A 23,064-nucleotide genomic window follows, 5' to 3' on the forward strand; every position below is an offset into this window, starting at 1 on the left:
CACTTACACACCGGCGTAGATCTGTGCCACCCGGTCGAGCGCTGCCTCCGGGCTCATCTCCTCGCTTTCGCCGGTGCGGCGCGATGTCAGTTCTACGACGCCGTTCTTGAGGCCACGCGGGCCGACGGTAATGCGCCACGGGCAGCCGATCAGGTCCATCGTAGCGAATTTCGCGCCGGCCCGTTCCTCGCGGTCGTCGTAGATCGGATCCAACCCTTTTGCAGTCAGCCCCTTGTAGAGACCCTCGCAGGCGGCATCGGCATCCGTGTCACCCTGCTTGAGGTTGACGATGCCGACCTTGAAGGGCGCAACGCCTTCGGGCCAGATGATGCCGTTCTCATCGTGGTTCGCTTCGATCAAGGCGCCGACCAGACGGGAGACGCCGATGCCGTGGCTGCCCATGTGCACCGGCACGCGCTGGCCGCTGTCGTCGACGACGACGGCATTCATCGGCTCCGAATATTTGGTGCCGAAATAGAAGATCTGGCCGACCTCGATGCCCTTGGACTGGCGGCGCTGCGCCTCGGGCACTTCAGAGAAGAGCGCGTCGTCGTGGGTTTCGTCCGTCCGGGCATAGGGCTTCGTCCACTCGTCGTAGATCGCCTGCAGGCCCGCTCTGTCGGAAAAGTCGATTTCACGGTCGCCGAAGGTGAGGTCCGTCACGGTGCTGTCGTAGAACACGTCGCTCTCACCCGTATCCGCAAGCACGAGGAATTCATGGGTGTAGTCGCCGCCGATCGGCCCGCCATCGGCGCGCATCGGAATGGCCTTCAGGCCCATGCGCTCATAGGTTCGCAGGTAGCTCACGAAATGGCGGTTGTAGGCGTGCAGCGCGTCCTCTTTGGTCAGATCGAAGTTGTAGCCGTCCTTCATCAGAAATTCACGGCCGCGCATGACGCCGAAGCGCGGGCGCACCTCGTCGCGGAACTTCCACTGGATGTGGTAGAGCGTCAGCGGCAGGTCCTTGTAGGAGCCGACGGAGTTGCGGAAGATGTCGGTGATCAGTTCCTCGTTCGTCGGGCCATAGAGCATGTCGCGCCCGTGCCGGTCGCTGATGCGCAGCATTTCCTTGCCGTAGTCCTCGTAGCGGCCGCTCTCCTTCCACAGGTCGGCCGATTGCAGGGTCGGCATCAGCATAGGCAGATGGCCCGCGCGCTGCTGTTCCTCGTGGACGATGTTCTCCAGCCGCCGCAGCACCTTGAAGCCCATCGGCAGCCAGGAGTAGATGCCGGCGCTGGCCTGACGGATCATGCCTGCCCGCAGCATCAGCCGATGGGAAGCGATCTGCGCTTCCGCAGGGTTTTCCTTCAGGATCGGTAGGTAATACTTTGTCAGACGCATGGTTGTTCCCGTGGCTTCATTGCCGGTTGACGGCCTGCGCATGTGTTTATGGCGAGATGCGCGGTGTTACAATGCGAAGTGACTGTCAATGCGGCAAAAGACATTTGCATGAAGCTGCGATTGATGGTTTATTCCCTAACGTCGGGGTAAGATTCTTGCGGGGTGCGCAGGGGAACGTTCAAAAAAAATCCCGACGCTGAAAAGGGCCATAGCCCAAGTCTGGGGAGACACATAAGGATCGGTCCGCGGGAACGTGGATCGATCTTTTTGGTTTGGGGCCGTTTTTTCGGTTTCGGGGCTGGTTCAAAGCCTGCCTCCGGCTGGCGCTCAGTCGGTCCCGACCTCAAGGGATGCCTCGACCCCGAGACGCGACGCGAGGGTTTCCAGCCGCTTGACGACGACCTCCCCGGCCAGCGCGCGGGCGTTGCTGCGCAGACGCAGGCGCAGGACACCCTTGCGCAGGCTAATGTCGGTGTCTTCCAGAGCTCCGGGGGCGGCCCCCGTGAGCATCGCGCCGAGGCGCAATGCCTTGCCGAGGATCTCGGCCTCCAATTGGCGTTCCTCGCTCAGCAGTTCGATGATCGCCGGGTCGAAGTGGCTGCGCGCACTCGACTTGTAGCGATGGAGGATGGACAGGCCGAGGAAAATCCGGCCCTCGTGATCCAGCCCCGAGAGGTTGGCGCGGGTGACAGTCTCGAAGCAGACTTCGGCGCGGTAGTCGGGATGGGCCCGCCACGTGATGTCATGGAGCAGACAGGCAGCATGGATCAGCCGTTGTTCGCCCGCCGAACGGCCCTTGTAGAGCGGCGACAACCACGCGAACAGCGTGTCGCCGAAGCCCGGAAAGCGGGCCCGGGCGCGTTCCATATGGCGTGACGCCTCAATCAGCGGATCGCGTTCGCGCAGGTTGTCGGGCATCATCTCGTAGAGCATGCCCTCACGCAATCCGTAGGAGGAAACGGTGACGGTCTTGACCTTCAGGGCCTTGAGCAGCGCGGGCAGCACCCGGGCCGCCAGTGGCACCAGTTCCAGCCGCGCCTGGCTCGTCTCCGTCAGGTCGTTCATCTCGTCGACGGTCATGGTGCCGATCCAGCGGCATGTCTCCAGCGCGTCCTCGCGGCTCATCCTGTATTCGTGCAGCACTTTCAGCGGGTAGCCGCGGCGTTCCATGTCGAGCCGTGCAACGGCACGCCATGAGCCACCAACCAGGAAGATGCGGCCGTGCTGACCCGGGATTGCCTTGCGGAGGCCCTTGATGCCGTCGTCTATCGCCTTTTTCAGGTCCGTCTCGTCAAGGCCGGACAGTTTGAGCGGGCCGAGCGGAGAGGTTTCGCAATGCCCAATCTCACCACGCTCCAGGTGCGCGAGTTCCATGGAGGCACCGCCGATGTCGCAGACCACGCCGTCGGCCCTCGGCCAGCCGAGAAGCACGCCCTTGGCTGACAGGGCGCCCTCTTCGGCACCGGACGCGATGGAGAGGGTGAGGCCCGTCTCCTTTTCCACCCGGTCGCAGAACTCCTTGCCGTCCGAGGCCTCGCGCACGGCGGCTGTGGCCACGCTTTCCAGCCGGGTCAGGTGCATCAGTTTCGCCAGCGCGGTGAAGCGGCGGATCGCGGCCAGCGCCCGCTCCACCCCATCGGGGTTGAGTTTGCCGGTATCGAGCAGGCCCTTGCCGAGCCCGCAGAGGATCTTTTCATTGTAGAAATAGGCGGGTGAGCGTGCCACGCCGTCAAAAACCACGAGCCGGACAGAGTTGGAGCCGACGTCGATGACGCCGACGCGGCGCACGACATTGCGGTTGATGTACTCGGTTCCCAGCGGGGCGAAGACGGGCGGATCGTTGCTGTCGTCTTCGCTTTCTGCTTTCAGAGTTTCCATCCAGACAGCCATCCCAACCGTTTGTCGATCAGTGGCAAGCCCAGCCGCGTCTGTCAATCATGCGAGTGGACAAGATCCGGCACATCGTCGACCCCGGCACGGCCGCGGCCGGAAAGCGAAGGGTTTTCCATGAAGAACTTGTGGCAACTGAACAGCGGCCCGCCATCGGTGGCGGAATGGCGACGGAACGTGCCATCGGATTGCAGCACCCAGCTTTGCGCCTGATCGGCGAGATTGGCGGCCATGATCTGACGGGTGATCTGGGCATGGACTGTGGGGTTCTTGATTTCCACCAACGTTTCCACCCGGCGGTTGAGATTGCGGCCCATCCAGTCGGCGGATGAGATGAAGACGCGGGCCTTGTCGGACGGCAGTTCGTTGCCGTTGCCGAAACAGGCGATGCGCGAATGTTCGAGAAAGCGCCCGACGATGGATTTCACGCGGATGTTGTCGGAGAACCCGGCGATGCCGGGACGGACGCCGCAAATGCCGCGGACGACACAGTCGATCTTCACACCGGCCTGACTGGCGGCGTAGAGGGCATTGATCACATCCGGTTCGATCAGGCTGTTGAGTTTCACCCACACATGCGCCGGCCTTCCGGCCTTCGCGTGTTCGATCTCGTTCTCCAAGCATTCGAGGATCGTGGATTTCAGGGTATGCGGCGAGATTGCCAGCGTCTCCAGTTGCTCCGGTTTCGCATAGCCAGAGACGTAGTTGAAAACTCGCGTGGCGTCGCGGCCCAGCGCGGCATCGCAGGTAAACAATGACAGGTCGGTATAGAACCGCGCCGTGATCGGGTGGTAGTTGCCGGTGCCGAAATGGGTGTAGGTTTTCAAGCCTCCATCTTCGCGGCGGACGACCGTGGAAATCTTGGCGTGGGTCTTCCAATCCATGAAGCCGTAGACCACCTGCGCGCCTGCGCGTTCGAGCATGCGGGACTGGCGGATGTTGGCGGCCTCGTCGAAGCGGGCCTTGAGTTCGACCAGCGCGGTGACGGATTTGCCGTTTTCCGCTGCCTCGCACAAGGCCGAGACGATGGGGCTTTCGGCGGAGGTGCGGTAGAGAGTCTGCTTTATCGCCACCACGTCCGGGTCCAGCGCCGCCTGTTTCAGGAACTGAACGACGATGTTGAAGCTCTCGTAGGGGTGGTGGAGCAGCATGTCCTTCTGGCGGATGGCCTTGAAGATGTCGCCATCATGGTCCTGCACCCGCTCCGGCACGCGGGGCGAAAAATGGGGCCAGAGCAGGTCGGGGCGGTCGACATCGACGAGTTCGGACAGATCGGCGATGCCGATGATGCCATCCATCTCGATCACTTCCTCCCGGTCGACGTGCATCTCGCGGATGATACGCTCCCGCAGATCAGGCGGGGCGGAGCGGGATATCTTCAGCCGGATCACCTCTCCGCGCCGGCGGCGCTTCAGGGCGGTTTCGAATTCGCGCACGAGATCCTCCGCCTCTTCCTCCACCTCAAGGTCGCTGTCGCGCAGGACACGGAACGTGCAGTGGCCCTTCAGCTCGTAGCCGGGGAACAGCCTTTCGAGGTAGACTTTCAGAAGGTCTTCCAGCAGCACGAAGCGCAGCTTGCGCTCGGACCTGTCGGGCAGGCGAATGAAGCGGGGCAACTGGGCGGGCACCGGCACCAGCGCTTCGAGCTTGCGGCTGTCAGAGCGGCGGGCAAGCTGGAGGCCGAGGGCGAAGCCTTCGTTGCGGATGAAGGGGAACGGGTGCGCCGGGTCGATGGCCAGTGGCGTGAGGACGGGGAAGACGTTGTCCATGAACAGCGGGTCGAGCATCGCCCGGTCGGCAGCGTCGAGGCCCGGTGGCTGGATGATGTCGATGCCCTGCCCCTGCAGTTCCTGCTCCAGCTGCTCCCAACATTCCTTCTGCCGCATCATCAGCGCACGGGCATCGGCGTCGATCCGCTCCAGTTGCTCGGCGGGAGAGAGGCCGTCGGCGCTGGGCCGGGTCACGCCCTCGCGCAACTGGCCACGCAGGCCGGCCACGCGGACGGAGTAGAACTCGTCGAGGTTTGAGCCGGAGATAGAGAGAAAGCGCACCCGCTCCAGCAGCGGTACGTTCGGGTTGGAGGCTTCTTCGAGCACGCGCCAGTTGAAGGCCAGCCAGCTGAGCTCACGATTGATGTACCGGCTCGGCGAAGCGGGATCGAAGCCTTCGATAACGGTGCTCTCGTGATCGCCCCCGTTCAGGAAATCAGCATCGGTCTGCGTCATGTCTTTCATCTCGGTCCCCACGTCTTTCGGCATCTGCTTTGGCTCACGCCGAAGGGTGCTGAAGCAGAACCTACGCGTTTACAAGAAACAGTTATATGACAACGGCACGTTGATGTGCAGGAAAGCCGGGTTTCACGCGGATTTGCGGAGGAATTCCGCTGCAAAACGCTTGGTGACATCCCTCCCGTCACGAAGGGCGGCCGCATCGAGCCGCGCCACCATCTCCTCGGCGGCCGCGAAGGAGCGTTCGATCTGCAGGACAAGGTAATCGAGCGCGTCCTCGGGCACATTGACCTGCCGGTCGCGGAACTGCTTGCGCATCACGGCAGCCAGCAGACGGTCGTCCGGCGCTTCGATCCGGGCGACAGTAGCGGCCATGAGGCGGGAAGCGAGGTCGGGCAGCCGGAGCGGCCAGCGCGACGGCGGTGTCCGGCCCGTGAGCAGGAGTGGCGCGCGGCGCTGGCGCAGGGCGTTGTGGAGGTGGAACGCCTGTTCCTCGGCCACGGCGGCACTGTCTGGCGGCAATTGGTCGAGATCCTCGATCACGAGGGCGGGTGCATCCAGCGGCAGGCTACCCGCGGTGAGATCGGCGCCAGCGACGACTTCCGCGCCGGTCAGGCTGGCAAAGACGTGGGCCAGGTGTGTCTTGCCTGCGCCCTTGGGGCCGGACAGGACCAGCTTTCCCTCCGGCCAGTTGCGCCAGTCCTCGACCTGAAGCAACGCCAGCGCATTGCAGTTGGAGGCGATGAAATCGCTGCGTCCCATCGCGACCCGGCGACCGAGATCGAAGACGAGCTGTTCCGGCATTGTCATTCAGCCGCGTCCGGCCGCTGGACGGTTCCCTGATAGAGACGGCCTTTCTTGTACTCGTCGATGGCGAAGCGCAGAAGGACGCCGAGCACTGCGGCTGTCGGCACCGCGACCAGCAGGCCCGGAAAGCCGAACAGGGAGCCGAAGGCCGAGAGCGCGAACATCAGCCAGACAGGGTGCAGGCCGATGGAACCGCCGACCATGTTCGGCGTCAGCACGTTGCCCTCGAAGAACTGGCCGACGACGAAGATGATGGCGACGGCGGCGATCCAGATCGGGTCGTTCCAGAACTGGACCACGGCAAGGCCGATGGACAGGATGCCGCCGGTGATCGAGCCGACGAAGGGGATGAAGGAGACGAGGCCGGCGAACAGGCCGACGAAGACCCCGAACTTCAGGCCGACGAGTGCGAGTGCCACCGCGTAGAAGATGCCCAGCACCGCGCAGACGGAGAGCTGGCCGCGGACGAAACCACTGAGCACCTTGTCCACCTTTCCGGCAAGGTCACGGACGGTTTCGAGATGTTCGCGGGGGATCAGGTCATCGACCCGCGCCGTCATCCTGTCCCAGTCCAGCAGCATGTAGAAGGAGACGACCGGTGCGACGACAAGAATGATGACGATGTCGATCAGCACCAGCGAGGAATTGAGGATGCCCTCGGCGACGGCGACGCCGCCGTTCTTGATCGTGTCCTGCATGGAGACGAGACCGCGGCGGATGATCGAACCCTCCTCCAGAAAGCCCGGAAACCGCTGCGACAGGAAAGTCTGGAGGGTGGAGATGTAGTCCGGAACCTCGGAGGCCAGATCCCGGATCTGTCCCGCGACAAGTGGAATGGCAAAGAAGAGTATGGCGGCGAACAACAGGACGACGCCGGCGGTGATCAGCGCCGTGGCCGCGAGCCGGGATATTCCGTGCCTTTCCATCCAGTCGGCGACCGGGTCGAGAAAATAGGCGATGGCGGCACCAAGAAGGAAGGGCAGGATCGCCTGCCCCATCACCCACATGAACAGGAGGAAGACGACGGCGGCGATGCCCCAGTAGCGTAACTGCTGTTGTGTGTTCATTCCCATGTGCGTCTCCTGATCCCTCTCTCAAATGGCGCAGGGCGGAGCCGCTTGCAAGGTCAGACGAACTGTTCGCGCAGCAGTCGTTCCTCCAGCCCGTGGCCCGGATCGAAGAGGATACGGTGGACAATCTCGTTGGCGCTGCGGATTTCGACCGAGGTGACATCGCGCACGTCGCCGCTGTCAGCGCTGGCCGAAACCGGGCGCTTGACGGGGTCGAGCACGTCGAAGCGCACCAGTGCGCTTTTGGGCAGAAGCGCGCCGCGCCAGCGGCGCGGGCGAAAGGCGGCCATTGCCGTCAACGCGAGGATGTCCGCCCCGATGGGGAGAATCGGGCCGTGGGCGGAATAGTTGTAGGCGGTGGAGCCCGCGGGCGTGGAGACCAGCGCCCCGTCGCAGACGAGTTCGCGCATCCGCTCCTTGCCATCGACGAAGATGCGCAGCTTTGCCGCCTGGGGGCCGCTGCGCAAGAGCGAGACCTCGTTGATGGCCAGCGCCTCTGTCGTTTCGCCGTCGATCTGCCACGCCTTCATCCGCAACGGGCTGATCTCCGCAGTCTCCGCCGCCGCCAGCCGCTCCCTCAGGCGGTTTTCACCAAAAGTGTTCATGAGAAAGCCGACGGTGCCGCGGTTCATGCCGTAGACAGGACGGGACAGTTTCTGCGTGGCATGAAGGGTAGAGAGGACAAAACCGTCGCCGCCGAGTGCCACGATCACATCGCTTTCTTCGGGCGGCACGTTGCCATAGGCCGACGCCAGGCGCGTCAGTGCGGATTGCGCAACTTCGGCGCCCGACGCCAGAAAACAAATCTTTTCAAAGGACATTCGTCCTGCTTCCTCCATCGGTATCGCCGCGGGATCGTAGCGACCGAACGCCCGGAGGCAAACTGAAAGCTGATCCGGAAAGGGAAAAACACCTTTGCGCATCCACGAGCCACGGCAAACCAAGGCTTTGGTCGGATGCGACGCTAAAGCAGTTTAACGCACCCTTGTAATGTAATAGGATTCCCGGCAATCGCCCGGACAGAAACATTGGCTGAATCTTCTGGAGGAAGATACATGAAAGACTTGATGCGGGATGACGGCTTCTTTGCGGAAACGCTGGAGAGCCGGGACCCGGACATTGCTGCCGCGATCCGTAACGAACTCGGCCGCCAACGCGACGAAATCGAACTGATTGCATCGGAAAACATCGTTTCTGCCGCGGTCATGGAAGCCCAGGGCTCCGTGATGACGAACAAGTACGCCGAAGGCTATCCCGGCCGTCGCTACTACGGCGGCTGCCAGTTCGTCGACGTCGCGGAAGAGATCGCGATCGAGCGGCTGTGCAAGCTGTTCGATGCCGGATATGCGAACGTGCAGCCGAATTCCGGCAGCCAGGCCAATCAGGCCGTGTTCCTTGCGCTGTTGAAGCCCGGCGACACGTATCTGGCCATGGACCTCGCTTCCGGCGGCCACCTGACCCACGGGGCCCCGCCCAACATGTCCGGCAAGTGGTTCAATGCCCTGCACTATGGCGTTCGGCGCGACACGCAGGATATCGACTACGACCAGCTTGAGGCGATGGCACTGGAGCACAAGCCAAAGCTGATCCTCGCCGGTGGCTCCGCCATCCCGCGGATCATCGACATGAAGCGCTTCCGGGAGATCGCGGACAAGATCGGTGCCTACCTGATGGCCGACATGGCGCATTTCGCGGGCCTGATCGCCGGTGGCGTCTATCCCAACCCGATGGAGCACGTGCATGTGCTGACATCAACGACGCACAAGACCCTGCGTGGCCCGCGTGGTGGCGTGATCCTGACCAACGACGAGGATCTGGCGAAGAAGTTCAACTCCGCCGTGTTCCCCGGCCTTCAGGGTGGACCGTTGATGCATGTGATCGCCGGCAAGGCCGTGGCCTTCGGCGAAGCACTGCGGCCGGAGTTCGCGGAGTACCAGAAACAGGTGGTCGTCAACGCCAAGGCGCTGGCGGAAACGCTGATCGAGGGCGGGCTGGACATCGTGACCGGTGGCACCGACACCCATGTGATGCTGGTGGACCTCCGGCCCAAGGGCGTGAAGGGCAATGCCACGGAAAAGGCGCTGGGCCGGGCGCATATCACCTGCAACAAGAACGGTATTCCGTTCGATCCGGAGAAGTTCACGGTGACGAGCGGGATCCGCCTGGGCACCCCCGCCGGCACCACGCGCGGTTTCGGTGAGGACGAGTTCCGCGAGATCGCACGCCTGATCGTGGAAGTGGTCGACGGCCTCGCTGCGAACGGCGAGGACGGGAACGCCGAGGTGGAAACGGCAGTGCGGGCGAAGGTACAGAGCCTTTGCGACCGCTTCCCCGTCTATCCCAACCATTGATAAACGAAAAAGCGCCGGCCGTTTGGCTGGCGCTTTTTTCTGGTCGTAACTTGCAGCCGCTGTCGCTGTGCGGGGGCCTCAGCGAATGAGGTTTTCGCCGTCTGCGCCCGTCAGATCGAGGATGTGCAGCACTTCGCGGCGGACCATCTTGCGGATATTGCCTGTCAGCCGCTCGCCCAGCTCGCCCTGAAGTTCGGCGCGGACAACTTCGGCGACCATGGTGCGGAGTTGTTCCTCATCCATTCCGGCGTTCCCGCCCGTGGTATCGGTGTCGGCCACCGCCGCTTGCGTTGTCTCACTCTCCTCCGAATGTGCGGGCTCGGGCTCGACCGGTTCGGGCTCATGCAGCACGAGCGGTTCTTCGTCGGCGGACACCTGCTCTTCCGGCTTCGGCGCGGGCTCGGACGGGCCCTGGGTGATCACCGTGCTGGGAATGCCGTCGATGCGGACGGGGCCACGATCCTCCGCATCCGGTTCCGCCTGCGTTTGCGGCGCGGCGTCGGTGTTGTCATTCAACGGGGTATCGAGTTGGAGAATCTCTGCGGTGGTTTCGGCCTCCGCTGCGTCGTCGCCCTGCTCCGCGGGCGCATCGGCATCGACGCGCAACGCATCGCCGAGAATGAACGGCTGATCGGCATCGCCATCGTCCGCGCCACTGGTAATGTCACTCGGACTGAGCTTGATGACCTGCGATTCAGCCTCTTCCGCCACGAGTCTGCGAATTGATGAGAGCACGTCTACGCGGTCGTCGTTCGAATCCAATGAATCATCACTCACGGATTACCCTTTCGATCTGTTCGGCCCCCACCGTTGCAGACAATACTAACGGTATCGTTCGAGCAACTTGTCAAGTTTCTCGCCCCTCGGTGTCCTCAGAGGGGCATTTTTGACCGCATTATAGTACAGGTTCGGATCATATTGCTCGACGCCGAGATTGAGATGCTCGACCGTCAGCAGCCCCATGGAGGCGAGCAGTTCGTAGGCGCGCACATATTCGTCGCGGATAGAGGAGGCCAGCTGAACCTGCGCGTCGCGCAATTCCTGCTCCCTGTCCAGCACGTCAAGCGTGGTGCGTGCGCCGAGCCTGGCTTCCTCCCGCACACCGTCGAACGTGACCTGCGCGGCGGCGACCTGCTGCCGGTTGGCGATGATCGACGCCTGGGCAATATCCAGTCCGGCCCAAGCCGATGCGACGTTGCGCTGGACGAGCCGCGCGGTGTCCTGCACGAGGAACTTCTGCTCCGACAGCGCGGCCTGTGCCTCGCGGATGGCGGATTTCAGCGCCCCGCCGGAATAGAGCTGACGCCGCAGGGTCAGGGACAACTGCCCCGATGCCTTGGTGTCCAGATCGTCGTAGATGTTGAGGTTGCCGGAGTTGGTGACACCGAAGCTCGCACCCGCGTCGAGTGTCAGCTTGCGGTTGGCGTCGGCCCGCTCGACATTGTATTTCGCCGCGATCTCGCGGAAGCGAATGGCGATCATGTCCGGGCTTTCGCGCATGGCGATGGAAATGGCCTGTTCCAGCGAGGCCGGCAGCGCCGGGATCGGCGGCGGGGCCTGAAGGTTTTCCGGCGGCACGCCGACGACAGCGCGGAACTGTTCCTGCGAGACGGTCAGCTGACCGCGGAAACTGGCCAGCGATGCGCGGGCCTGCGCCAGGCGTGCCTCCGCAAGGCTGACATCCGTGCGCGTGACTTCCCCGAGTTCGAAACGATCGCGGGCGGCCCGCACCTGCTGACCCAGCACCGACACATTGCTCTCGGCCAGCGAAACGAACCGGATGTCGCGGCGGACATCCATGAAGGCTGTCACGGCGTTCAGCAGCAGGTTCTGCTCGGCATTCTTGAGGCTGGCCCGGCCAGCGGAAACGCTGGCGTTCGCCGCGTTGACGGCGGCTTTCGTACGGCCGGCGTCGAACAGGTTCAGCGTGGTGCTGATCCGGGCGTTGATCTGGCGGGAGCGGGCAACCGTATTCGGCTCGAACTCCTCGAGATCACCGAAAGGGTCGGTGGGATCCACCGGGCGAAATGAGTTCTGGGGTTCGGAGATACCGGTTGTAACCCCGAATTCCATGTTCACCTGCGGCCGTTTGCCGGCCTTCGCCTGCCCCACCTGCTCATCCAGGGCGCGCAGTGCAGCCTGCGCCGCCTGCAGCGAGGGACTCAATTGGTACGCCTTCGCCAGAGTGTCGGCGAGCGTATCAGCACCGGCCTGCCCGGCGCAGGCTGCGCACAGGATGGCCACGCTTACGTATCGCACGATCGTGTTACCGCGTTTCATTGCTCAACTTGCCTCATTTAAAAGCCGCCGCTTTGATGCGGTGGTCATTCTATTGCTCAGAACTCAAACCGGGATTCACTCTCGAAACCCGGCAGTACCGGCGCAGTCGCGTCGAATTCTGCCTTCCAGATTACCCTTTGACCACTTTTTCTGCCTATTTTGGCCTGTCCGAAGGTGCCTTCGCTGAAAAGTGCGGCAATCCGGCCACCATCCTTGAGCTGCGCGACAATCTCCGCCGGCACCTCCTGCACGCCGCCTTCCACGAGAATCACATCGTAGGGGCCATGCGCCGGATCGCCGGCGGCCAGCGGCCCCTCGGTGATGACGGCATTGTCGGCCCCGATGGCGGCAAGCTGCGTTTCGGCCTCGCGGCACATGCCAGCATCCTCCTCGACGCCGACAACCGCCTCCGCCAGGCGGGCGATCACCGCCGTCGAATAGCCAAGGCCACTGCCGATATCGAGCACGAGGTCGGACGGCGTGACGGCCAGAGAATCCAGCATCTTTGCAAAAACCCGTGGATCGAGCAGCACCCGGCCGGGGGCGAGGCCGATATGTTCGCCGGCATAGGCGACAGAACTCATGGCCTGCGGCACGAAGCGTTCGCGCGGAATGTCGAGCAGTGCGGCGATGATCGGGTATCGCGTCACATCGGAAGGCCGGATCTGGCAATCGACCATGGCGGTTCGGGCGGACGTAAAATCAATCATCTGCACTCATCTCTCGGGGCTCCGGGCGCTTGTCCGTTCCGTTTGCCACAATCGCATCAACGGGGCAACGTGCTTCCAGAGCCAAACTGTCTCAAACACGCGTGTTTGATCGCGACGGCGCCGGAGAATTTTCCAGCACCGGCAGCGGATTGCCATTGACCACCCCGCCCGGAGAGCCTAAGTCGGGCTGCCGAGGCGAGTTGGCGGAGTGGTTACGCAGCGGATTGCAAATCCGTGTACACCGGTTCGATTCCGGTACTCGCCTCCAATAAAGACAATCCCTTACATCACTCCTTCGCGTGTCTGAGGCCTTTCGTATGCGTCTTGAGACAGTGGGTTGCTCGGTCGGGCTTGCTCCAAACCTCATCGTTTTCATCAGGGCCGGCCCCCGCAGCACGCTCGATATTCTGAGCCGCTTGGCGCACTGACCATCCGATCAGAAGCACGGTCGGGCATAACGACAGATCAGCATCCAGCAATCTGGTAGTGGCTGCTACATGCGTATCGGGCACAGTCCTCCCAGACGTCACGTCCCGCAGTCATGCTGACTTGCCTCGCTCCGGTCGCGACATGCGAGCGCTGTCAGTCCGCCGTTGGTGCGCCGCCGTCCGGATGCAGCACGTGGCCTGCCATGAAGGAGCTGTCGGCACAGGCAAGGAACAGGATCGAGGGTGCGACCTCGTTTGGCTGGCCGGCGCGGCCCATGGTGCTCGAGTCTCCGAAGCTCTCCACCTTTTCCGGCGGAAACGAGGCCGGGATCAGCGGCGTCCAGATCGGCCCGGGTGCCACAGCATTGACCCGGATGCCACGCGAGGCGAGCTTGTGCGCCAGTGCCCGGGTAAAGGAAAGTATTGCCCCCTTGGTGGCGGAGTAGTCGATCAGCAGATCCTGGCCGCGATAGGCGGTAACCGAGGTGGTGGCGACAATTGCTGCCCCCTCCTGCAGGTGCGGCAGCACCGCCTGCACCATGAACATCTGTCCGAAGATGTTGGTACGGAAAGTGGCTTCGATCTGGTCTTCCGAAACGTTTTCGAAATCCTGTTGAGCATGCTGCTCGGCGGCGTTGTTGACCAGAATATCGACGCGGCCAAACCGTTCGATCACCTGTGCCACAGCATCGTTGCAAAATTTCTTGTTGCCGACATCGCCGCGAATTGCGATGCCTGCGCCCCCTTCGGCCTCGATCAGCTCCAGCGTCTTCTCGGCGTCTTCAATTTCATCCTCGGAGAGGTAGAGAATTGCGACATTGGCACCTTCGCGGGCGAACAGCACAGCGGCGGCGCGGCCGATACCGGAATCGCCGCCGGTAATGATCGCCGTTTTGCCTTCAAGCCGGCCTGAGCCAGGATAGAAAGGGCGAAAGTCCGGCGTCGGCGTCATTTCCGCCTCCACACCCGGCTGCTGATCCTGCAGGCGGTCGTTTGAAAACTGGTTCATGGCGCGATCCTCCTCAGGTCAGCCAAAAGATGAGTGCTATCACCAGAACAGCGACCGCTACCCCTATCGCAATGGTCTGCGGTGCCACGTGGTTGGCATGACGGTCGGCAGGGCCCGGCTTGGTGTCCACGGCCTGGCCTCTCACCGTCTCCGTGGCCATCGCCTGTGCGGCGCGTGCACGCTCCGGCGGCAGCCCGGCCGCTTCGTCGTCGGTGCCAAGTGGCGCGGCTGCGGGATCCAAGAAGGCAACCTTGTCACCGGTGCCGCCACGATCGATTTCGTCCCGCAGCTGATCCACCATCGCCGGACCCGTTGAGGGCTTTGCTTCCTTGTCCTTCAGGTTCGGTTTGTCGTCGTGTTCGTTTGACATTGACGTGATCCTTGTCGGGCCAGCCGCCGGGGCGGACCGGCGTTGCGGTTCAGTCTTCGGGAAGTGTCCAGGCCATGACCTCATCACCGACCGGGGTCTCCATGAAATGGTGGCCCATGGCGGTCACCATCACGTATTGGCGGCCATTGGCCTCATAGGTGATCGGATTTGCCTGACCGCCGGCCGGCAGCTTGACCGACCACAGTGTTTCACCGGTTTCGATGTCGATAGCGCTAAACAGGTTATCGGTGGCGGCGGCGATGAACACCAGGCCGCTGGCGGTAACCACAGCACCCCCGTTGTTGGGCGTGCCGATATCGAGGGGAAGCATCGATGGAATGCCGAACGGACCGTTGCGGCGGGCAGTGCCAAGCGGCCGGTCCCACAGCGTCTCACCGGTCTCAAGATCGATGGCGCGGATGCCACCATAAGGCGGCCGGGTGCAGGGCATGCCTGTTACATCGTTGCGCCAGCCGGCATTGACGTTGATGGCATAAGGCGACCCCAACTGCGGATCTCCGGCACCTTCGGGCGCTCCGGCACGCTGATCAACCTCATTGATCGGCAGCAAGCCCATCTCGTCCGCCTGCTCCCGCGGTATCAGCTGGTTGTAATTCGGGATGTCGTTGTAGTTGGCAACGATGATGCCACGCTCAGTATCCACCGCGACAGAACCCCAGTCCGAACCGCCATTGTAGCCCGGATACTGTATCCATGGCCGGTCGGCGGAGGGCGGCGTCAGGTAGCCGTCATAGTTCGCCCGTCGGTACTGGATGCGGCACCACAACTGATCGATCGGGCTGAAACCCCACATGTCCTTTTCTTCCAGCGGATCCTTGCGGAGCGTGTGCCAGGCTGACACCGGCTGGCTGTCGGCGATGTAGTCGGGCTCGATCTCTCCCTTCGGTAAATCGGTGAGTTCGTCAACCGGGGTCAGTGGCTCGCCGGTCGCACGGTCGAGGATATAGATGTCGCCCTGCTTTGTTGGCAGCAGGATTGCAGGTGTGCCCTGCCATTCAATCAGGGTCGATTGACTGCCGAGGTCATAATCCCAGACATCGTTGCGAATTGTCTGGAAGTGCCAGACTTCCTCACCAGTCGTGGCATCGAGTGCCACCAGTGAAGTGGCGTATTCATTTTCCGCTTGTGTGCGGTTGGATCCATAATAATCAACCGCCGAGTTACCCATTGGCATGTAGACGTAGCCCAGTTCCTCGTCCGCCACGCCTGTTGTCCACATGTTGGGCGTGCCCCGGGTGTAGACCTCACCTTCCGGTGGGCCGTTCCGGTTCTGGTCTGGCGCGGCCAGATCCCATGCCCAGGCCAGTTCCCCGCTGATGGCGTCATAACCACGGATGACGCCGGACGGCGCATCCTCCGCCTGGCCGTCGAGGACCTGCGCACCCGTAACCAGAATGCCACGGACCAATGTGGGAGGGGCGGTGACCGCATACCAGCCCGGTACCCTTTCGCCGAGATCCTTCCAAAGATCGACGGTACCGTTTTCGCCAAAATCCTCGCACGGTGTGCCGGTAGCGGCGTCCACCGCGACGAGCTTGGCGTCCAGCGTGCCCTGAATCACGCGAGTCGCACAGGCATCGCCTTCGCCCGCTTCAGGATCGATGTAATAAGTTACGCCGCGGCAGGTTGCTCCATAGGGAATTGCCTCGTTCGGCACGCCGGGATCGAAGCGCCAATTCTCCTCTCCAGACGTGGCGTCAATAGAAATCAGCACATTCATTGCGGAGCACATCAGAAGATCGTTGCCAATCTTCAGCGGTGTGGTTTCCGGAGAATACATGCCTTCGGCCTGACCCTCGGGCATGTCACCGGTTTCATATGTGAAGGCTGGTTCAAGATTCGCTACATTTTCAGGGGTGATCTTATCCAGTGGCGAGAAGCGGGTCGCGTTGGCATCGCCTCCGTAGTAGGGCCAGTCCGCGCCGACTTGCATCTGTGGCTGCGGTCCCGATGTCGTCGCCTGGGCCGCGGTTTCCTCGCCCGCAGGTTCCGGCGGCTGCGTATCCTGCTGAGCGGCCAATGGTCCGGCAGCGGTGGTCAGGATGGTGACGGCTATCAGATTGCGGCGGAACATGGCGCCTCCGTTTGGCATCGTTTCATGAGTTGCGTCTCAGGGCCGGAATGCAGGACAGGATGAGGAGCAGGATCAGCGTCGGGGCAACAAGCCGCGGCACATGTGCCCACCAATCCGCGCCGACTTCCCAAAATGCCCATGCGATCGTGCCGGTCCAGGTCGCCAAATAGAGCCAGACGGCGAGCGTTCGTTGTTGGAGGAGCAAGACGCCGGTAAGCGCGAGCGCGACGCCAGCTATGCCGTAATACCAACTGCCCCCCAGCAGGATTAACCAGAGCCCACCCGCGGCAAGCGTCGCACCAAGCGCGAGGCATATGCTTCCGAGCACCATCACTGCCCAATTTTTGGATACGACCCTTTCGGTTGTATGTTGGCGGCTACTGGTCATCGGCGCGCACTCCACTGCATTCGAAGGATTCTCTGTGGCAGCGCCGACCGTTGGGAGGGCACCGCGATTACTTCTGCAACGATGCGCTCCTCGCCGAAGTTCCGAAATTCCGGCAACTTTTTGAAACCTCCGATGTCATGATCGCGAATGTTGCGAACCGGATTGTTCAGAGGCGGCGACGGAAGCGGTCCGGAGTGCGCCCTTGAGCGCTGTCTGTTTCGGCAATCCCGACCAACGCGCCCTCGAAACGATTTTCTGGCGCGAAGGCTCCACATATTCCGACACAAAATGCCGCAGGTAGACGGTGCGATGGGGCGACGATCTCTGCCGGTGCCGAGTTTCCGCGCAGAACATTCCATAGGCACCAACCCAGAGAAGTGAGGTGAACCGGCAATGCAGCGATTCCGAGCTGGATCTGGTCCGTACTGCCGGGGAATAGCCTGAAGAGTTCATGAGCGGGGGGAACACCCGTCTCTGTCAGTTGTTAGGTCACTGAACTGTAGACGGAGCGCCGCATGAAAACCTCGATGACCATAAACGGATCGCCCGAGACACTCGATCTTGATCCCCGAACCACGCTGCTTGACGCCTTACGCGATCACCTGAACCTGACGGGAAGCAAAAAGGGATGCGACCACGGCCAGTGCGGTGCCTGCACCGTTCTCGTTGGAGGGCGGCGGATCAACGCCTGTCTCAGCCTTGCTGTCATGCACGACGGCGACGATATCACGACAGTCGAAGGATTGTCTCAGGACGGGCGTTCACCGCTTCAGGCCGCCTTCGTGCGGCACGACGGTATGCAGTGCGGCTATTGCACCCCAGGGCAGCTATGTTCGGGTACCGCTGTGATGGATGAGATCGCCGACGGTTGGCCAAGCTATGTAAGTGATGATCTCAACGGGCCCTACCTCCTGACCCACGAAGAACTGTCGGAACGGATGAGCGGGAATATTTGTCGCTGCTCGTGTTATCCCGGCATCAACGCAGCCATTCAGGAAGCCGCTGAAGAAGAATTCAGCCATGCGGAGGCTGCGGAATGAAACCTTTCGACTATCAGCGCCCTGCCGACCCGACTTCCGCTCGTCAAGCTGCCCGTGACGGCGCAATCTTTATTGCGGGCGGAACCAACCTTATCGACCTGATGAAGCTCGAGATCATGGCCCCGGACACGCTTGTCGATGTCACGCGGCTAGGGCTTGACCGTATCACCACCAAGGACGACGGCCTGCATATCGGGGCGATGGTGACCAACTCAGACCTTGCTGCCGATATGCGGGTGCGCCAGGACTATCCTCTCCTCTCACGCGCTTTGCTGGCGGGGGCCTCCGGGCAACTGCGCAACAAGGCGACGACGGGTGGAAACCTCCTCCAGCGGACGCGGTGCCCCTATTTTTATGACACCGATGCCGTGTGCAACAAGCGCACGCCCGGAGCGGGCTGTTCTGCTTTTGGGGGCGAGATGCGAAATCATGCGATTTTGGGAACTTCCGAGCATTGCGTGGCGCTGCATCCATCAGACATGGCCGTCGCGATGCGCGCTCTGGATGCGGCGGTCGAAGTCGAGGGCTACGACGGGGACATGCGCACCGTCACGCTGGACGAACTATACCGGCTGCCCGGAGAACGCCCGGACCTGGAAACTACGCTCGATCCCGGCGACCTGATCACCGGGGTTATCCTGCCCGCACCCGTTGACGGTCGGCAGATGTATCGCAAGGTTCGAGATCGGGCTTCCTACGCCTTCGCTCTTGTCTCCATCGCAGCGGTGGTGGGGATGGAGAATGGCCGCATCGGCAACGTCGCATTGGCTTTCGGCGGCATCGGCACTCGCCCGTGGCGCAACACCGATGTCGAAGCGCTATTGATGGGTGAGGCTCCGTCTGAAGCGCTCTTCAAGAAGGCTGGCGAGACTCTCATGAAAGACGCAGCAGTGCATGAGGGACTCGAGTTCAAAGAGACGCTCACCAAACGCCTGTTGTCCGCAACGCTGAGGGAGATGACGCAATGACCCTTGATCTGAAAATCGACGGACCCGACCACGACAACCGCGCCGACGACCTTGTGCAGGGCGTCCTGGGCCGGGAAAATGACCGACCTGATGGCTGGCTCAAGGTCAAGGGCACGGCGACATATGCTGCCGAAGAAGCGATTGATGGCCTGTTGCACGGTTTTCTTGTCCGCGCACCGAAGATCGGCGGCGTCAGTTTCGGAAACCTTGATGACATCCGCGCGATGCCGGGCGTTCGCACGGTCTTGCGCGATAAGCGTATGATCAGGAATGCGGCTCAGGGGATGGCAAACGAGGCCCCCGTGCAAGGGGTCGATGGGGCCGAATATGTTGGCCAGCCCATCGCGCTTGTCGTGGCGGAGAGCTTTGAACAGGCGCGGCATGCGGCCCAGTCCCTGCAAGTCGATATCGAGGATGAGAAAGCTCCGGTTGACCCCGGCTCGGTAGAACCTGAGGAACCGGACGACAAAAAAAGCTCCATAGGGGATCTTGAGCAAGCCATGTCGCAGGCGGCTTTCGCCATTGACCAGATCTACACCACCCCTTCGATGATTTCTGCCGCGATGGAGCCGCATGCAGCCACGGCGGAGTGGGACGGTAGGACTCTGACGCTGCGCGGATCGCTGCAGATGCTGAAGTTCAACCGAAACGAACTGGCCGATAGTGTCGGGCTCGACCCGGAAAACGTCCGCGTGCTTGCACCATACGTGGGTGGAGGGTTTGGTTCCAAGCTGGGCATTTCGGCCGATTGCGTCGCGGCGGCGCTGGCGGCCATGGAATTGGAACGCCCCGTTCGCGTGGTGCAGCACCGTCGACAGGTGTTCGAAGTGAATACGCGACGGTCCGAGACGCGGCAGCACATCCGGCTGGCCGCCGACGCCGCCGGGCGCCTGACCGGGTTGGGCCACGAAGCGCTCGTCTCCAACCTGCCTGCCGAGGCGTTCGCCGAGCCGGTCGTTCAGGGCAGCCATTTCGCCTACGCAGCTACCAACCGGACGCTTGGTGTAAAAATCGCGCGGATCAACCGGCCCGCCGCAGGTTCCGTGCGCGCACCCGGTGAGGCCGTGGGCGTCACGGCGTTCGAAGTCGCGATGGACGAACTTGCTGACGCCACCGGGACGGATCCAGTCGAATTGCGCCTTCGCAATATTCCAGACAAGGATCCTGAAAGCGGCAAACCCTTTTCCTCGCACCGGCTGGAACAAACCCTGCGAGAGGGGGCGGCAGCCTTCGGTTGGTCGCGGCGGCATGACGCGCCACGGCAGCAGCGCGAGGGCGAATGGTGGATTGGTACCGGGATGGCGGCGGCATTCCGCGTGAACATGGTGATTGAAGCCGAGGCCGATATCCGGCTGACAAAGGACGGCGCGACCGTCGAATCCGACATGACCGATATTGGCACCGGCAGTTACGCAATTTTCTCTCAAATTGCTTCGGAACTGCTGGGGCTGCCGATGGACAAGGTTCAGGTGCGCTTGGGTGACACGGCGTTTCCGCCAGGCTCCGGGTCGGGTGGGTCGTTCGGTGCCGCCTCGACGGGGACGGCGGTGTGGCTGGCCGGAATGGAAATCCGCCAGCAATTGGCGGACCGTCTGGGCTGCGCGGAACGTGACCTGTCGCTACAGGACGGCATCGCAACCTTTTCCAATCAGCGCGTCGCGGTCGCGGAGATCTTGTCGAACGAGCCGTTATGCGGGCACGGTCACGTGCAGCCTGGCGATGCGGCCGAAAAGGTTCGACAGGCCACCTTTGGTGCCCATTTCGCAGAAGTAGCTGTCAGCGATGTAACAGGCGAGGTCCGAGTGCGACGCATGCTGGGATGCTTTGCCGCCGGACGCATACTGAACCCACGCACCGCGCGCTCGCAATGTCACGGCGGCATGATCTGGGGCATAGGCATGGCCCTGACCGAGGAATTGACCCATGATCGCAGAGACGGGCACATGGTGAACCGCGACCTTGCGGGCTATCACTTGCCGGTCAATGCGGACGTACCGCCGCTTGAGGTTCATTTTGTCGAAGAGCGGGATGACTGGGCCGGCCCGATGCAGGCCAAGGGGATCGGGGAGTTGGGCATCTGCGGTGCCGGGGCATCGATTCTGAACGCCATCCATAACGCCAGCGGCGCACGGATCAGAGACCTTCCCGCGACACCAGATCGAGTCCTTGCCGCGTTGCCTGAATAGCGGTGGAGGATCGCAGATACCGACGAGCAGTGCGCAAAACTGCCCTGAGCGGCGTGGTGGATAGTCTTTGAAACTCGTCGGAGGGTCACAGGTAGATTATGGGCGTGAACCACGCATCATGTGCCTCGTTGACGCACGCCTGCCAGCCCTTTCACCAGCGGCGGCCAGTACCTCTATTGCTTCATTGCGGGGGATGCCATCTGGCCCCGCCCTTCTGGCAGTGCGTTTGGCGTTTTCCCGAGTTTGGATTCGGGTACTGGCGCGCGCGCTTCGAGAAATTTCGGCGATCGTAGGTCGGTGGCACAGCGCGGCATTATTTTTCGTGCCCCACAGGGCTGCCAGAACAAAATGGATATTCTTGTCCGCAAGGCCTTTTTCGCAGACCAGTGCCCTGAACAGCTTGTCGGCGACAGCTCAGGAACTTTTGTCCGTAAATCAGGTTTGAGCTTTCTCGTTGGACGAGCACTCTGCTGACCTTCGCGCGTGGAATTTACGAGGAATGCACAAAGCCGCCTCACGGCACCAACCATTGTCGCACTGGCGGAGAACGCAAGATCGGGCGCGGGTGACGATTTCTTCCGACGCCGAGCCGGCGGCATCGCCGAGATCATGGGCGCCGGGCTGGGCCGATCGCCGGATTTGAAGCGCACTCAGCGCGTGCGCTCACTCCTTAACAAGAAAGGCACCGCCGTTTCGGGCAGTGCCTTGCATTGAATTTGGCAGATGATCAGGCGGCGTTGCGGCTTCCGAGCACTTCGCCTACACGCTCCTGCGCCTTGAATTCCTCGACCCCGTCGACGGCCGCGACTTCGCGGGTCAGGCGTTCAAGTGCGGCTTCGTAGAGCTGACGCTCCGAATAGGACTGTTCGCGCTGGTCGTCGTTGCGGTGCAGGTCGCGCACAACCTCGGCGATGGAAATGAGGTCGCCTGAATTGATCTTCTGTTCGTATTCCTGCGCGCGACGGGACCACATGGCGCGTTTCACGCGGGCACGGCCCTTGAGGGTGTCCATCGCCTTGCCGACAATGTCTGGCGACGAGAGCGAGCGCATACCGACAGAGGACGCCTTAGCCGTCGGAACCCGGAGCGTCATCTTGTCCTTGTCGAACGTGATCACGAACATCTCCAGCGTGATGCCGGCGACGTCCTGCTGCTCGATGGACACGATCTGGCCCACGCCATGCGCCGGATACACCACAAAATCATTGGGGCGAAACTCTGCGGTTTTCTTGGACTTGCTCATCAGCGCTCCTGTGATCGTAACGATTCTCATGAATCGGATTATTGCGCACCGCTGAATCCGCCGAAGCGGCTGAAAGACATTCGCGGTTGCGTTTGGTGGCGGTCGGGGGTCACCAGGTTCATTTTCAGATCCGGCGTCTCGCCAGCGGACCTTCTACATAGCAAGTTTTTGGGCAAAAATAAAGGATGCACTGCAAAAATTTCTTTCTGCAGGCGGGATTCGTTGCAGTTTTTACGAATAATTCATTACAAATTACAATTATCCGTCAACCCGGTGCCGAAAAACCACCGACGATTCGCCTCAGCCGCCCTCGCCCGGCTTTTCGGAGAAATAGGCTTCCAGCTTGCCCTTTTCACCGTCGTGCTTTTCCGCATCCGGCATCGGGTCGAGTTTCGTTACCAGAACCGGCCACATTTCCGAATACTTGCGGTTGAAATCAACCCAGTTCTCCATATCCGGCTCCGTGTCTGGACGGATGGCATCCGCCGGGCATTCCGGCTCACAGACGCCACAGTCGATGCACTCGTCGGGATGAATGACCAACATGTTCTCGCCTTCGTAGAAGCAGTCTACGGGGCACACCTCCACGCAGTCGGTGTATTTGCAGTTGATGCAATTGTCCGTCACGACATATGTCATCGTTTCGATCCCAAGGAAATG

The 23,064-nt window shown here is 62.0% G+C and carries 19 protein-coding genes and 1 tRNA gene; 5 read left to right on the forward strand and 15 right to left on the reverse strand.

Annotated elements, in window-relative coordinates; translation table 11 throughout:
* Positions 1–3 precede the first annotated feature (3 nt).
* The 6 genes from proS to GO499_RS10440 form a co-directional block, all read right to left on the reverse strand.
* Positions 4–1,341 carry a proline--tRNA ligase gene (gene proS / locus GO499_RS10415; protein WP_161862125.1) on the reverse strand — a complete coding sequence of 446 codons (1,338 nt, stop codon included), beginning with the start codon at positions 1,339–1,341 and terminating at the stop codon, positions 4–6.
* Positions 1,342–1,668: 327 nt separating this feature from the next.
* Complete coding sequence (locus GO499_RS10420) at positions 1,669–3,219, reverse strand: Ppx/GppA family phosphatase (RefSeq protein WP_161862126.1); 1,551 nt, start codon at positions 3,217–3,219, stop codon at positions 1,669–1,671.
* Positions 3,220–3,272: 53 nt separating this feature from the next.
* A complete protein-coding gene (locus GO499_RS10425) occupies positions 3,273–5,465 on the reverse strand; it encodes an RNA degradosome polyphosphate kinase (protein ID WP_161862127.1) in 2,193 nt (730 codons plus the stop codon).
* A 123-nt stretch (positions 5,466–5,588) separates the two neighbouring features.
* Positions 5,589–6,269, reverse strand: a complete 681-nt coding sequence (locus GO499_RS10430) for a P-loop NTPase family protein (protein ID WP_284154683.1) — start codon at positions 6,267–6,269, stop codon at positions 5,589–5,591.
* The gene (locus GO499_RS10435) at positions 6,266–7,339 is read right to left on the reverse strand and encodes an AI-2E family transporter (RefSeq protein ID WP_161862128.1); all 1,074 of its coding nucleotides are present in this window, start codon (positions 7,337–7,339) and stop codon (positions 6,266–6,268) included. Before GO499_RS10435 ends, GO499_RS10430 begins: the two co-directional genes overlap by 4 nt.
* 53 nt (positions 7,340–7,392) lie before the next feature.
* Positions 7,393–8,157 (reverse strand): NAD kinase, encoded by a 765-nt coding sequence (locus tag GO499_RS10440; RefSeq protein ID WP_161862129.1) that lies wholly within the window; start codon positions 8,155–8,157, stop codon positions 7,393–7,395.
* Positions 8,158–8,391: 234 nt separating this feature from the next.
* On the opposite strand from GO499_RS10440, the gene glyA reads away from it, so the two are divergent.
* Entirely contained in the window at positions 8,392–9,687 is a 1,296-nt protein-coding gene (glyA, locus tag GO499_RS10445) for a serine hydroxymethyltransferase (RefSeq protein ID WP_161862130.1), read from the forward strand.
* A gap of 78 nt (positions 9,688–9,765) precedes the next feature.
* Here glyA and GO499_RS10450 read toward each other — a convergent pair whose 3' ends face one another.
* The 3 genes from GO499_RS10450 to GO499_RS10460 are packed head-to-tail and all read right to left on the reverse strand — an operon-like array spanning position 9,766 to position 12,677.
* Positions 9,766–10,464, reverse strand: coding sequence for a hypothetical protein (locus tag GO499_RS10450; protein WP_161862131.1), 699 nt, complete (start codon positions 10,462–10,464; stop codon positions 9,766–9,768).
* Between the two features lie 45 nt (positions 10,465–10,509).
* On the reverse strand, positions 10,510–11,967 hold the full coding sequence (locus tag GO499_RS10455; protein WP_161862132.1) for a TolC family outer membrane protein: 1,458 nt from the start codon (positions 11,965–11,967) through the stop codon (positions 10,510–10,512).
* 56 nt (positions 11,968–12,023) lie between these two features.
* The gene (locus GO499_RS10460) at positions 12,024–12,677 is read right to left on the reverse strand and encodes a protein-L-isoaspartate O-methyltransferase family protein (RefSeq protein WP_161862133.1); all 654 of its coding nucleotides are present in this window, start codon (positions 12,675–12,677) and stop codon (positions 12,024–12,026) included.
* Positions 12,678–12,871: 194 nt separating this feature from the next.
* Between GO499_RS10460 and GO499_RS10465 the strand changes: the two genes are divergently transcribed.
* A tRNA-Cys gene (locus GO499_RS10465) sits at positions 12,872–12,945 on the forward strand.
* Between the two features lie 314 nt (positions 12,946–13,259).
* Here the strand turns inward: GO499_RS10465 and GO499_RS10470 are convergent.
* The 4 genes from GO499_RS10470 to GO499_RS10485 are packed head-to-tail and all read right to left on the reverse strand — an operon-like array spanning position 13,260 to position 16,910.
* Positions 13,260–14,114: an SDR family oxidoreductase gene (locus GO499_RS10470; protein ID WP_161862134.1), complete on the reverse strand. Its 855-nt coding sequence runs from the start codon at positions 14,112–14,114 to the stop codon at positions 13,260–13,262.
* Positions 14,115–14,127: 13 nt separating this feature from the next.
* A complete protein-coding gene (locus tag GO499_RS10475) occupies positions 14,128–14,484 on the reverse strand; it encodes a hypothetical protein (RefSeq protein WP_284154684.1) in 357 nt (118 codons plus the stop codon).
* Positions 14,485–14,533: 49 nt separating this feature from the next.
* A complete protein-coding gene (locus GO499_RS10480; protein WP_161862135.1) occupies positions 14,534–16,579 on the reverse strand; it encodes a pyrroloquinoline quinone-dependent dehydrogenase in 2,046 nt (681 codons plus the stop codon).
* 22 nt (positions 16,580–16,601) lie between these two features.
* The gene (locus GO499_RS10485; RefSeq protein ID WP_348520771.1) at positions 16,602–16,910 is read right to left on the reverse strand and encodes a glucose dehydrogenase; all 309 of its coding nucleotides are present in this window, start codon (positions 16,908–16,910) and stop codon (positions 16,602–16,604) included.
* Positions 16,911–17,482: 572 nt separating this feature from the next.
* Between GO499_RS10485 and GO499_RS10490 the strand changes: the two genes are divergently transcribed.
* From GO499_RS10490 to GO499_RS10500, 3 genes are read left to right on the forward strand one after another with little or no spacing between them, the layout of a single operon-like run.
* On the forward strand, positions 17,483–18,007 hold the full coding sequence (locus GO499_RS10490; RefSeq protein WP_161862137.1) for a 2Fe-2S iron-sulfur cluster-binding protein: 525 nt from the start codon (positions 17,483–17,485) through the stop codon (positions 18,005–18,007).
* Positions 18,004–18,975 carry an FAD binding domain-containing protein gene (locus GO499_RS10495; RefSeq protein ID WP_161862138.1) on the forward strand — a complete coding sequence of 324 codons (972 nt, stop codon included), beginning with the start codon at positions 18,004–18,006 and terminating at the stop codon, positions 18,973–18,975. The genes GO499_RS10490 and GO499_RS10495 overlap by 4 nt, the downstream gene beginning before the upstream one ends.
* A complete protein-coding gene (locus GO499_RS10500) occupies positions 18,972–21,161 on the forward strand; it encodes a xanthine dehydrogenase family protein molybdopterin-binding subunit (RefSeq protein WP_161862139.1) in 2,190 nt (729 codons plus the stop codon). The genes GO499_RS10495 and GO499_RS10500 overlap by 4 nt, the downstream gene beginning before the upstream one ends.
* A gap of 727 nt (positions 21,162–21,888) precedes the next feature.
* Here GO499_RS10500 and GO499_RS10505 read toward each other — a convergent pair.
* Positions 21,889–22,404, reverse strand: a complete 516-nt coding sequence (locus GO499_RS10505) for a CarD family transcriptional regulator (protein WP_161862140.1) — start codon at positions 22,402–22,404, stop codon at positions 21,889–21,891.
* 300 nt (positions 22,405–22,704) lie between these two features.
* Positions 22,705–23,043, reverse strand: a complete 339-nt coding sequence (fdxA, locus tag GO499_RS10510; protein ID WP_161862141.1) for a ferredoxin FdxA — start codon at positions 23,041–23,043, stop codon at positions 22,705–22,707.
* Positions 23,044–23,064: the final 21 nt, after the last annotated feature.

Source organism: Algicella marina (genome assembly GCF_009931615.1).
In the GTDB taxonomy this organism is placed as follows: Bacteria; Pseudomonadota; Alphaproteobacteria; order Rhodobacterales; family Rhodobacteraceae; genus Algicella; species Algicella marina.

Coding starts and splice junctions, on each gene's coding strand:
- GO499_RS10485 (WP_348520771.1), bottom strand. CDS start 16,910: ATGGTGCTCGGAAGCATATGCCTCGCGCTTGGTGCGACGCTTGCCGCG.
- GO499_RS10440 (WP_161862129.1), bottom strand. CDS start 8,157: ATGTCCTTTGAAAAGATTTGTTTTCTGGCGTCGGGCGCCGAAGTTGCG.
- GO499_RS10435 (WP_161862128.1), bottom strand. CDS start 7,339: ATGGGAATGAACACACAACAGCAGTTACGCTACTGGGGCATCGCCGCC.
- glyA (WP_161862130.1), top strand. CDS start 8,392: ATGAAAGACTTGATGCGGGATGACGGCTTCTTTGCGGAAACGCTGGAG.
- GO499_RS10475 (WP_284154684.1), bottom strand. CDS start 14,484: ATGTCAAACGAACACGACGACAAACCGAACCTGAAGGACAAGGAAGCA.
- GO499_RS10500 (WP_161862139.1), top strand. CDS start 18,972: ATGACCCTTGATCTGAAAATCGACGGACCCGACCACGACAACCGCGCC.
- GO499_RS10420 (WP_161862126.1), bottom strand. CDS start 3,219: ATGGAAACTCTGAAAGCAGAAAGCGAAGACGACAGCAACGATCCGCCC.
- proS (WP_161862125.1), bottom strand. CDS start 1,341: ATGCGTCTGACAAAGTATTACCTACCGATCCTGAAGGAAAACCCTGCG.
- GO499_RS10495 (WP_161862138.1), top strand. CDS start 18,004: ATGAAACCTTTCGACTATCAGCGCCCTGCCGACCCGACTTCCGCTCGT.
- GO499_RS10490 (WP_161862137.1), top strand. CDS start 17,483: ATGAAAACCTCGATGACCATAAACGGATCGCCCGAGACACTCGATCTT.
- GO499_RS10430 (WP_284154683.1), bottom strand. CDS start 6,269: ATGACAATGCCGGAACAGCTCGTCTTCGATCTCGGTCGCCGGGTCGCG.
- GO499_RS10480 (WP_161862135.1), bottom strand. CDS start 16,579: ATGTTCCGCCGCAATCTGATAGCCGTCACCATCCTGACCACCGCTGCC.
- GO499_RS10470 (WP_161862134.1), bottom strand. CDS start 14,114: ATGAACCAGTTTTCAAACGACCGCCTGCAGGATCAGCAGCCGGGTGTG.
- GO499_RS10460 (WP_161862133.1), bottom strand. CDS start 12,677: ATGATTGATTTTACGTCCGCCCGAACCGCCATGGTCGATTGCCAGATC.
- fdxA (WP_161862141.1), bottom strand. CDS start 23,043: ATGACATATGTCGTGACGGACAATTGCATCAACTGCAAATACACCGAC.
- GO499_RS10455 (WP_161862132.1), bottom strand. CDS start 11,967: ATGAAACGCGGTAACACGATCGTGCGATACGTAAGCGTGGCCATCCTG.
- GO499_RS10425 (WP_161862127.1), bottom strand. CDS start 5,465: ATGAAAGACATGACGCAGACCGATGCTGATTTCCTGAACGGGGGCGAT.
- GO499_RS10505 (WP_161862140.1), bottom strand. CDS start 22,404: ATGAGCAAGTCCAAGAAAACCGCAGAGTTTCGCCCCAATGATTTTGTG.